Origin of the sequence: Microcoleus sp. A003_D6 (assembly GCF_036702825.1) — a bacterium.
In the GTDB taxonomy this organism is placed as follows: domain Bacteria; phylum Cyanobacteriota; class Cyanobacteriia; order Cyanobacteriales; family Microcoleaceae; genus Microcoleus.
The window spans coordinates 1-8,296 of sequence record NZ_JAUBWA010000194.1; the positions used below are offsets into that span (position 1 = coordinate 1).

General features: G+C 46.5%; 9 protein-coding genes. 3 read left to right on the forward strand and 6 right to left on the reverse strand.

The window, feature by feature from the left end; all coding sequences use genetic code 11:
- Nucleotides 1-265 precede the first annotated feature (265 nt).
- Together petD and petB are read right to left on the reverse strand one after the other, a co-directional pair.
- The gene (petD, locus tag QUB70_RS30355) at nt 266-748 is read right to left on the reverse strand and encodes a cytochrome b6-f complex subunit IV (RefSeq protein WP_332985438.1); all 483 of its coding nucleotides are present in this window, start codon (nt 746-748) and stop codon (nt 266-268) included.
- Between the two features lie 187 nt (nt 749-935).
- Nucleotides 936-1,604 carry a cytochrome b6 gene (gene petB, locus QUB70_RS30360; RefSeq protein WP_332985439.1) on the reverse strand — a complete coding sequence of 223 codons (669 nt, stop codon included), beginning with the start codon at nt 1,602-1,604 and terminating at the stop codon, nt 936-938.
- A 29-nt stretch (nt 1,605-1,633) separates the two neighbouring features.
- Between petB and QUB70_RS30365 the strand changes: the two genes are divergently transcribed.
- Both QUB70_RS30365 and ctpA read left to right on the forward strand, forming a co-directional pair.
- A complete protein-coding gene (locus QUB70_RS30365) occupies nt 1,634-1,786 on the forward strand; it encodes a hypothetical protein (RefSeq protein WP_332985440.1) in 153 nt (50 codons plus the stop codon).
- A 406-nt stretch (nt 1,787-2,192) separates the two neighbouring features.
- Nucleotides 2,193-3,482, forward strand: a complete 1,290-nt coding sequence (ctpA, locus tag QUB70_RS30370; RefSeq protein WP_332985445.1) for a carboxyl-terminal processing protease CtpA — start codon at nt 2,193-2,195, stop codon at nt 3,480-3,482.
- Here the strand turns inward: ctpA and QUB70_RS30375 are convergent.
- Nucleotides 3,479-3,895 (reverse strand): hypothetical protein, encoded by a 417-nt coding sequence (locus QUB70_RS30375; protein ID WP_332985441.1) that lies wholly within the window; start codon nt 3,893-3,895, stop codon nt 3,479-3,481. The two genes, ctpA and QUB70_RS30375, sit on opposite strands and share 4 nt — an antisense overlap.
- A 281-nt stretch (nt 3,896-4,176) precedes the next feature.
- Nucleotides 4,177-4,272, reverse strand: coding sequence for a photosystem I reaction center subunit XII (gene psaM / locus QUB70_RS30380; RefSeq protein ID WP_015174804.1), 96 nt, complete (start codon nt 4,270-4,272; stop codon nt 4,177-4,179).
- A gap of 634 nt (nt 4,273-4,906) precedes the next feature.
- On the opposite strand from psaM, the gene QUB70_RS30385 reads away from it, so the two are divergent.
- A complete protein-coding gene (locus tag QUB70_RS30385; protein WP_332985442.1) occupies nt 4,907-5,677 on the forward strand; it encodes a TerC family protein in 771 nt (256 codons plus the stop codon).
- A gap of 942 nt (nt 5,678-6,619) precedes the next feature.
- Here the strand turns inward: QUB70_RS30385 and QUB70_RS30390 are convergent.
- A complete protein-coding gene (locus QUB70_RS30390) occupies nt 6,620-7,108 on the reverse strand; it encodes a cupin domain-containing protein (RefSeq protein WP_332985443.1) in 489 nt (162 codons plus the stop codon).
- Nucleotides 7,109-7,181: 73 nt separating this feature from the next.
- Entirely contained in the window at nt 7,182-7,889 is a 708-nt protein-coding gene (locus QUB70_RS30395; protein WP_332985444.1) for a TMEM175 family protein, read from the reverse strand.
- Nucleotides 7,890-8,296: the final 407 nt, after the last annotated feature.

Genomic DNA, 8,296 nt, shown 5'->3' on the forward strand with positions numbered 1-8,296 from the left:
TATAATGATTCGCTATCGCTCAATTGTTAGCTGGTCGGCATTCATCTCACCGCTAAACCATCGGGGGTACTCGCGGAGCTCGATAAATCCCCCGATGGTTTAGCGGGAGCCTTCTGCCGACATTAAGGTAAGGAAGAGCCTAAATCTTAAATCTTAAATCCCAAATCCCATATCTAAAATCAAATGACGCCCGCAAAAGTTTCCTTTCAGTACAAAAGCACTTTACAGGAAACCCGCGGGCGTCACAATCAAGCAAGCTTAAATTTTAGAAAAGACCCAGCGTGAAAGATTTGTCGATCGGGAAAATAGCACCAATACCCAACCACAGAGTTACCGCAGTTCCCAACAGGAAGACTGTAGTAGCAACAGGGCGGCGGAACGGATTTTGGAACTTGTTAACATTCTCGATGAACGGAATCAAAATCAAGCCAACTGGAACACCGGCCATGCAAGCAATACCCAACAATTTGTTAGGCAAAACGCGCAAAAGTTGGAATACAGGCCACAAATACCATTCCGGCAGAATTTCTAGCGGAGTAGCAAAAGGATTGGCAGGTTCGCCAATCATAGCCGGGTCTAGTACAGCCAAACCCACGCACAGAGAAATCGTTCCCATGATCACGATCGGGAAAACGTAGAGCAAGTCATTGGGCCAAGCGGGTTCGCCGTAATAGTTGTGACCCATGCCCTTAGCGAGCTTAGCGCGGAGTGCTGGATCGCTCAAATCTGGTTTTTTGAGAATAGACATAGTGAGAGTGTTCTCCTTTTAGTTTTACCCGGGCCTGGGATTCCGCTGTATTCGTTAGTCTGAATCAGCGGCGCGATCGCAGGAAGTATTGTATTGGCCGTAAATAAATATCATGAGTGATGAATTCTGAATTTTCAACTCAAAATTCAGCGGGGGGCAAAAAAATACCGCCCCCACAACTCAAAACTTACAACGGGCCAGAAATGCCTTGCTTGCGAATCATCAAGAAGTGAGCCAGCATAAAGACTACAATCAGCCAAGGCAACACAAAAGTGTGCAAGCTGTAGTAGCGAGTCAAAGTACCTTGACCGACGCTGACACCACCGCGCAGCAGTTCAACAAGTGTAGAACCGACAAACGGGATGGCTTCGGGTACGCCGGAAACGATTTTAACTGCCCAGTAACCGATTTGATCCCAAGGCAGCGAGTAGCCGGTCACGCCGAAAGAAACAGTGATGACTGCCAAGATTACTCCTGTCACCCAGGTTAATTCGCGGGGCTTTTTGAAGCCGCCGGTCAGGTAAACCCGGAAGATGTGCAAAATCATCATCAGCACCATCATGCTGGCAGACCAGCGGTGAATGGAGCGGATCAGCCAGCCGAAGTTAACTTCATTCATCAGGTATTGCACTGAAGAAAAAGCTTCTGCTACCGTCGGACGGTAATAGAAAGTCATGGCGAAGCCGGTGGCAAACTGGATCAGAAAGCAAACTAAAGTAATTCCGCCCAAGCAGTAGAAGATATTGACGTGGGGGGGTACGTACTTGGTAGTGATGTCATCGGCGAGCGCCTGAATTTCCAGGCGTTCCTCAAACCACTGGTAGGTTTTTGAGTCGGTGATTTGTTTAGAAAACATGGAGCCAGAATTCCTAAAAGAATATTGCTGTGGTTGAGGTTCAGGGCAGCAGCCACAAGGTTTTTTTGTCGCCCCGCGCCGAGCAGTTGGCTTTTACTAGCAAATGCCTGAGGCTATTTTTAAATTTGGAGCTGACGAAAGGAACTCTATTGTGCGATCGCCTGCAAGCCCTGGGAAACTAAGCGGTCGCTTGTCCCTACTCGCTGGCGTTGCCCGATCGAATTCCAGACTGTGATAAAAAATGTAACATAATTACCGTACAAATTTCACGCTAGCGATGCTTTGGCCGAGTCTCAAATACCCTTTTCTGCAAGCTCCACATCCGCCCCAAGCTGGCATACAGCCAAGAGCCGAGCGCAGGATCAAAGTCCGAGCCCGCCCGCAGGTCGCTGGGGCGTAAATTTTAATATTAATGATAAAACTTCACTCTTTTTGCGATTAAATGTTACATTTAACTAATTTTTTGTTCGCGGCGGACGTTTGACGAATGCCTAATGCCTTGGGGAGAGTTAAATGCGCAAAAGCTTAAAAGCCTACAAACTTAAAATACAGGAGATGCAATACTTGCCTATCTTTTACAGAAAAATCATGCACCGACGAGTTTTCCAGATTGCTATTGTACTTTTTCTCCAAGTCGCCCTAGTTTTAGGCCCGTGGGTCGGGCCTGCGGCGGCCCTAACTCCAGAACAGCAGCTTTTGAGCGAAGCTTGGCGAATTGTCAATCGCTCTTACGTGGATGACAAATTCAACAATCACAATTGGTGGTCGATTCGCCAAAAAGCTGTCAAACAACCGCTCAACGACAGAGAGCAGACTTACACGGCCATCCAGGGAATGCTGGCGAATCTCGACGACCCCTTCACTCGACTGCTGAAACCCGAACAGTACCGCAGTTTGCAGGTTAACACTTCGGGAGAATTGACGGGTGTGGGGCTGCAAATTGCGATCGACCCCCAGACAAATACCCTGACAGTGGTGGCTCCTTTGGTTGGCTCCCCGGCGGATAAAGCTGGCATCCAACCCCTCGATCGCATTCTGAAAATTGACGGCACTCTCACCTCAGAATTGAGCCTAGACGAGGCAGCAACTCGAATGCGCGGCCGCGCTGGCACTACGGTGACTCTGACCTTGGGGCGCGAGGGAAGGGACGCTGATGAGGAAATTGAGCTAGTGCGCGATCGCATTGCTCTGAATCCGGTTTACGCCGAATTGCAGTCTGGGCCAGAGAATTTACCGCTGGGCTACATTCGCTTGAGTCAATTCAGCGCTAACGCCACTGAGGAAGTTGCTCGCGCGATCGACCGCTTGGAAAAACAAGGAGCCGCCGCCTACATTCTCGACCTGCGGAACAACCCGGGCGGACTGTTGCAAGCAGGGATTGAAATTGCCCGCTTGTGGCTCGATTCCGGGACGATCGTCTACACTGTGAACCGACAAGGCATTCTCGGCAGTTTTGAAGCCTCTGGACAAGCCCTAACTGACGATCCGCTGATTGTTTTGGTGAATAAGGGAACTGCCAGTGCTAGCGAAATTTTGGCTGGTGCGCTGCAAGATAACGGCAGAGCTCAACTGGTGGGCGAAAAGACTTTCGGCAAAGGGCTGATTCAGTCGCTATTTGATTTGTCTGACGGTTCCGGGTTGGCCGTGACTGTGGCTAAGTACGAGACGCCGAACCACACAGATATTAACAAACTGGGGATTTCGCCCGATCGGGTAGTGCAGCTAGAGCCGATGGCGCGCGATCTAATCGGCACCGAAGCAGACTTGCAATATCAAGCTGCACTGCAACTACTGAAAGAAAAAACCGTGATGGCAAAGTCAGCAGTCAGCAGTCAGCAGTCAGCAGTCAGCAGTCAACAGTCAACTCCCCTACTTTAAGGTTGCGCCGTTGATTCCTCGGCATCGGGTGTTTCGGGTTCCTGCAAAATCACTCCTCGCTGCTGGGGGTCAACTCGATTGCTTTGCTCTTGCATCACAGTTTTAGCAAGACTGGGGTCAAAGTAGCGGTTAAAGTCCGATCGCGACTGATTTACTCGCCCTTGGGTAAGATTGACTTCAGCTTGGATTTCGTGCAATTTTTCTTGCACGGCCCGGTAGTGAGGCCAAAGCTGAATCAAAGCTGAAGTCGCACAGACTGAAAGTACAATGTTGACTGCCAACTTGACTCCTGTTTCGGCGGCGAGCGTTTGGTGAGGGTAGGAACGCTGGCGGCTGCTGCTGCGACGAGGAGTAACCCGAGGGGAGTTTTTTACAGGACGCAGTGGGGTAACGGTCGGTTCAATCGCTTGCATAATTTTTTTTTCAAATACCTGAGACTGACGTTTTAGAGCTCACAAGAGCAAAGTCTGAGCTTAACGCACACTCGCCCCTGTTCGTCAGGGTGCTGACAGCCAAAATTGTTAAGACAAAGGTGACGCCTGAAGACGGAATTTCCCAATAAAAATGCCTGCCCTTGCAGTCTCGTCTTGCTGACCACAAACAATTTACTCCACTGCGGCAGCAATTGTCTGTAATGCGAGAGATTTAACTACTCGGGCAGGCGATCCAGCGGTTCGCGACTGGTGTCTGGAAACTACTTGTACAGTTCAGTTGACAGCCGGAAAGCCAAGATTCCGGGAATCAAAGCAATTACGAGCGCTACGTAGACTTGGGTATCTGTTAAAGACATATTCGGAAAACTCCTTTTCGCGGACACGAGCTTTCACCAATTTGAGACAAATTGGCGCTTTTGGGAATCATTTGTTACAACTTGCAACACTTCGGGGCCCGGGAGTGAGAAAGAGGAAGACAGAGCCAGAGGAGGTCGATCAACAGTAAGACTTTTTCTGACATTTGCTAACAATCAATTACATTGACCTGCTTGTCTTTATATCATATAGAATTAATTTAGCCACTCAGATTTAGGTGAAAAACCTTGGTAGTACGCAACCGCTATATAAATAAGTTGCCTCTACATTATCAAAGCAAATAATCAGATTGGCTAATAGCTGTAAGCGATAACCAAGCTGAACGCTAAAATATAAGTGGTTGTAGAAATTTCTACGGGCATCGGTTGATACGCCTTGGTTGAGAGAGGCTCTCAACTTATGTGTTTGTTAGCAAATGTTAGCAAAAAAGTATCGGAGAATCTTCCTTCTGACTGCTGACTAACTGCTGACTCCTGACTCCTGACTGTTTCCCTATTCATTAGGACAGAATGACCAGGTTAGGTTAAGATAAGTGAAGGTGACACTAATGTTCGACGGAGCCAGCGATTTGCGGTGCGTTCTTCATTTATAAATCTTAGGTGCACAAAATAGTTAATGCTAGATCAATTTCTCGATGCTTCGCCCAGTTTTGGAGCAGACGCCTTTTTCTTATTGTTGGTTTTGGTGGCTTTGGAGGCTGTACTTTCGGCTGACAACGCGATCGCCCTGGCGTCTATTTCTAAAGGTTTGGAAGATGCCAAGCTACAGCGACAGGCTCTCAACTTGGGTTTGATAATTGCTTTTGTACTGCGGATATTATTAATTTTAACTGCTACTTGGGTGATCCAATACTGGCAGTTTGAACTGCTAGGTGCTCTCTACCTGCTGTGGCTAGTTTTCCAGCACTTTTCCTCAGATGCTGACTCGGAAGGAGAACATCACGGGCCCAGATTTGTGTCTCTGTGGCAAGCCATTCCGGTGATTGCTCTGACGGATTTAGCGTTTTCTTTGGATAGCGTTACTACGGCGATCGCAATTTCTGACGAAACTTGGCTGGTACTGACCGGCGCGACAATTGGAATTATCGCTCTGCGATTTATGGCGGGATTGTTTATCCGCTGGCTCGACGAATTCGTACACCTTGAAGATGCTGGCTACGTCACAGTTGGCTTGGTGGGAATGCGATTGCTGGTGAAAGTAATTAACGACAATTTAGTACCTCCGCAGTGGCTGGTAGTTTCTAGTATCGCCTTGATATTTGTCTGGGGATTTTCTAAACGCAATCCTGAATTTCCCGACGATCCAAAATCTTCGGAAGTTGCTCTAAAGCAGCCAGATTCAGAACCTGTAACGCAGGAGCCGGAAGGACAGAAGTCCGAAATTTAACATATTTTATTATAGACTTTTGTTTTTGTGGAAAGTCGATCGATCTTTTACTAAAGGTCGATCGATTATGCATATTGCCGTATTAAAGTGGGTTCAGCAGCCACAGACAACAGAATATGACCTCAAGAATCAGTTTGTTGTTCTCAATCAATGGAGTTATTAATTTACCAGAAATCCATGTAAAGCTTTAAACTTGTAAAGCCAAACTCGCTCAATTCGCTCGCTCCGGCTCTCCGGGTCATATCAATTCCGGTTACACCGTCAGGTGACTGTTGACTGTTGACTGTTGACTGTTGACTGTAGAAGGAGGGGTCGAAAAACTGAATAGTTGAGTGTTAAGTGTTGACTCGATTTTATGATTCCGATGCAACCGGAAACGATGTCATGCCCATAAGCTGCCAAAAAAGTTAGCTCAAATGACTCCTTATCAGAAAACTGGGTTTAAAACCCCGTTCTTTTAGGACGGCTTTAATTTCTTAAATCCATTCCTAAAAATCCCAAACTTGCTTGTATTTGTAGTATACTACAATAGTCAAGGTTAAACTCCTTTGCCATCGTGAAACAGTTAAGACACACTTTTAGGCATAAATTGTTGGACCCAGAGCAGCGAAAACTCTTAAAACAGCTAGAGAATCAACGTATTCTCTTTACCAGAAAACAAATAATTTAATTCGTTTGTTAGGTAGGGTAGGGCATACCCGAACTCTAGGTTAATATCCTAGTACGCTTTTGGAGATAGACCCCAAGAGGGTTACTGTGAGTTAAGCTCGTCAATTGGTACTTTTGTAGGGTTGAAAGGTTTAAGAATTGCCGAAAGGACATAGTGCTTAAAGGTCAGTCGATGAATTAAGAATCCCCGTGCGTTCACGCCGGGGAGTGTCAAGAGCTATCTCTTTACTTCTGTGCGTTGTGATTGTTTTACGATCGGAGATCGCACGATCGTTACTCGGATGGTGGAGGTACGATCTCGATACCGTACTTGGGAGCCGCAGTAAGAATTTTGTCCAAATCTTCAGGAGTCAAAGATGCTCCAAGGGTAATCTGACCATTTACTGCCTTTCCAGCTTCGGCAATAAATTTCTCAAAACCAGCAGGAGTGACCCAAACCATCATCTTAGCGGGTGTAGCGGTAGTATTCGTAAATCGGTGAAGCTGACCTTTCGGTGAATGAAGGAATGTTCCAGCCGTCGCCACGAAAGTACGATCGTCAAGCTGAAATTCAATCTCTCCGTCTTGAACATAAAATGATTCATCTTCTCGGTGGTGCCGATGGGTCGGGGAGCCGCCACCAGGTGCAACAATTACTTCACAAAGCGCATAGGCTTCCCCTGTTTCTTCACCAATTGCTTTGAAGGTATAGAGGTCTTGACCAAGGTAGTAAGAACGACCTTGACCAGGTTCAACAAAAAGTCCGTTTTGATGAATTGTCATTTGTTAATTGTTAATTGTTAATTGGTAAAGCAAAGTGTTAGCTGGCTGGCGATGGCTTTTCGTGGAACATTCTTCACGAAGTCAGAATCTTCTCAATACGCCGATCGGGGATAAGCCACATTATTGCAACTAAAACATACAGCATGAAAGCCAACCACGAGTTGACAAAGGAAAGCAGGATTGCTACGGCATAAATCACCACTGATACCTTCCCCTTAAAGTCTCGCCCAAGTGCAATTGCCAGAGTGGAATCTTGACCGTGGTGAGAAATAAGGACACGAGTAAGAATGAAGTAAGCGATCGCAGCCAACAACAGCACGGTGCCATAAAGCGCAACTGGCCAGGCGGCGAAGTGGTTCTCGCCTGTCCAAGCAGTGACAAAGGGAATGAGTGACAACCAGAACAGCAGATGCAGATTAGCCCACAAAACATTACCATTGACCTGCCGAGCCGCTTGTAACAAGTGATGGTGGTTGTTCCAGTAGATACCCAGATAAATAAAACTGAGTACATAGCTCAGAAATACTGGAACTAGCGGACGCAGCGCAGCTAAATCGGCTTCATGGGGCACTTTCAATTCCAGCACCATAATGGTGATGAGAATGGCGATTACACCATCGCTGAATGCTTCTAACCTGCCTTTACCCATTTTTGTACATCCTCCTTTTTTGCTTGCGCTGGCGATCGCTTCTAATTCCAACAATAATTTAGCATAAGGTCGGTTGCAGTGATTTGTTATAACGATCGGCGATCGCTTGCACTTACCAACAAAGCCAACCATTTTGCTTGCCCGATCACCATACTGCCATCAAGTATATAAGCTGTTGTGCATTTAAAACGCATATTGTATAATATACAATGACCATATTTAGAAAAAGTCAATGCCTAGTAACAACTTCCTGAGTCCTGAGACAAGGGAAACTCTTCAACAAGTATTAAAGGAGCATGAGCATCCAGACATTCGGCAAAGAGCCTTAATTTTTTTATTGCTAAATAGCGGAAATACACAAGCTCAAACGGCTGAACTAATAGGATGCTCTCTGAGAAAGATTGCTTATTGGAGCATTCATGGCGATCCTGATAATTTAGACAGTTTTAAAGATAATAGGATCAGGGGGAACGCATCTTATTGAACACTGTTCATCAGTGATGAGTATATTTTAAGATAAATTCACCATTGTTAGAAGC

Excerpts from the sequence above, each read along its gene's own strand:
- petD (WP_332985438.1), bottom strand. The coding sequence starts at position 748 with ATGTCTATTCTCAAAAAACCAGATTTGAGCGATCCAGCACTCCGCGCT.
- petB (WP_332985439.1), bottom strand. The coding sequence starts at position 1,604 with ATGTTTTCTAAACAAATCACCGACTCAAAAACCTACCAGTGGTTTGAG.
- ctpA (WP_332985445.1), top strand. The coding sequence starts at position 2,193 with ATGCACCGACGAGTTTTCCAGATTGCTATTGTACTTTTTCTCCAAGTC.
- QUB70_RS30375 (WP_332985441.1), bottom strand. The coding sequence starts at position 3,895 with ATGCAAGCGATTGAACCGACCGTTACCCCACTGCGTCCTGTAAAAAAC.
- psaM (WP_015174804.1), bottom strand. The coding sequence starts at position 4,272 with ATGTCTTTAACAGATACCCAAGTCTACGTAGCGCTCGTAATTGCTTTG.
- QUB70_RS30385 (WP_332985442.1), top strand. The coding sequence starts at position 4,907 with ATGCTAGATCAATTTCTCGATGCTTCGCCCAGTTTTGGAGCAGACGCC.
- QUB70_RS30390 (WP_332985443.1), bottom strand. The coding sequence starts at position 7,108 with ATGACAATTCATCAAAACGGACTTTTTGTTGAACCTGGTCAAGGTCGT.
- QUB70_RS30395 (WP_332985444.1), bottom strand. The coding sequence starts at position 7,889 with ATGGTTGGCTTTGTTGGTAAGTGCAAGCGATCGCCGATCGTTATAACA.